2 protein-coding genes are annotated in these 1,795 nt (G+C 74.9%); one reads left to right on the forward strand and one right to left on the reverse strand.

The features are described from left to right. Complete coding sequence (locus tag ACIWVC_RS23400) at positions 1-1,221, reverse strand: MFS transporter (protein WP_396449739.1); 1,221 nt, start codon at positions 1,219-1,221, stop codon at positions 1-3. Between the two features lie 77 nt (positions 1,222-1,298). Here ACIWVC_RS23400 and ACIWVC_RS23405 point away from each other — a divergent pair. After that, positions 1,299-1,795: MarR family winged helix-turn-helix transcriptional regulator (locus tag ACIWVC_RS23405; protein WP_396449740.1), on the forward strand; the 497-nt coding region annotated here is incomplete at its 3' end.

Raw genomic sequence — 1,795 nt, forward strand, 5'->3', positions numbered from 1 at the left:
CTAGGCGGTGGGTTGCAGGGGCTTTGCGGGGGCGTGCGTGGTCAGGTGGCGGACGCCGGGGATCGCCGTCGTGCCGAGGCACGCGGCGGCCACCAGGAGGGCCGCGGTCAAGAGGGGGGTGGATGCGCCCCACTCTGATGCCGCCCACGGAGCCAGCGCGTAGCCCAGAGGGGCGGCGGCCAGGGAGAGCAGCCAGTCGTAGGAGGTCACGCGCGCCAGGGCGTGTGGCGGGATGCTCTTCTGGACGACGGTCTCCCATGTCGGGTTGAGAACGCCCAGCCCGCTCATCGCCAGCCCGTAGGACGCGACGACCAGCGGCGCGGGTGCGGTCACCGCCAGCAGGGCGAGGGGCAGCGCCAGGGTGGCGAGGCCCGCGTTCGCGACCAGGACGGGACGGTGCGGGCGGACGCGTCCGGCGATCAGCGCCCCGGCGAGGAGCCCGGCGGCGCCGGTCTGGACGGTGGCGATCCACGTCCCCTCGCCGCCGAGCCGCTCGACCGCGATGGCGGGGCCGAGGGTGAGCAGGACGGCGGAGGCGCCGTTCCAGATGCCGTGCGCGATCAGGCTCGTCCAGTACCAGTCGCGGGAGCGCACCTCCGACCAGCCTTCGGCGAGGTCGGCGCGCAGCGGGCGCCGGGGCACCGGGACGTTCCGGACGCGCGTCATCGCGAGGAGCGCGGCGCTCGCGGCGAAGGACGCGGAGTCGAGCAGGAACGTCCAGCCCGGGCCGACGGTCAGCACGAACGTCCCGGCGACCGCGGGCCCGGCGAGCCGGGTGGCGCCGTTGGCCGCGCCGATGAGGGAGTTCGCCCTGTGCAGCCCGGACGGCTCGACGGTCCCGGTGATCAGCGGCGAGATCGTCGGCATCTGGAAGGCGGAGGCCGCGCCGCCGATCACCTGGGCCGCGGCGAGATGCCAGAGCCGGGGCTCGCCGCCGAGGAGTTCGAGCGCGGCGAACAGCTGCGCGGCGGCGCCGGCGAGGTCGGTGGTCAGGGCTACGGCCCGCGTGTTGAAGCGGTCCGCGACGGCGCCGCCGATCGGGAGGAGGAGCAGCCGCGGCGCCATCGCGCAGCCGAGGACGAGCGCGAGCGCGGAGGTGGAGCCGGTCGCGCGCAGCACGGCGAGCGCGAGCGCCGCGGGCACGGCGGCGTCGCCGGTCATGGACAGGACGCGCGCGGCGAACAGCAGCCGGAAGTCCCGGCCGCGCAGTGGGTGAGCCATGCCGCGCAATGTAGTTCGGTACCGAACTATTCGTCAACGAATTATTCGCTGTCGAAGGCGACGCTAGGATCGTCGGCATGGGCGACACGGCGCGAGACCGGGTAGACGAGCATGTGGCGCGGTGGACGCCGGTCCTGCCCGACCTCGATCCCGACATCGAGGGCGCCGTCACCCGGATGGGGTACCTCGTCCGGCACCTCAAGCAGGTCCGCGAGGAGTCGCTCGTCGCGCTCGGCCTGCACTGGCACGAGTACGACACGCTGCACGCGCTCGCCGGACGGCACGGCACCGCCGCACCGTCCCAGCTCGCCGCCGACCTCGGCATGCCGCCCAACTCGATCACCGGCCGGCTGGACGCCCTGGAGCGGCGCGGCTTCGTCCGGCGGACGCCGTCCCCCGCCGACCGCCGCCGCGTCATCGTCGAACTCACCGACGCCGGGCGCGCCGCCTGGCGGGACGCGTTGGCCGGCGTCGGCAGGGAGGAGCAGCGGCTGCTGGGCGTCCTCGACCCGGATGAGCGCCGTACCCTCTCCGACCTTCTCCGCCGCGTCATGCTCCGCGCCGAGCGCCCGTC

It is taken from the genome of Actinomadura sp. (genome assembly GCF_044508335.1).
Lineage (GTDB): Bacteria > Actinomycetota > Actinomycetes > Streptosporangiales > Streptosporangiaceae > Spirillospora.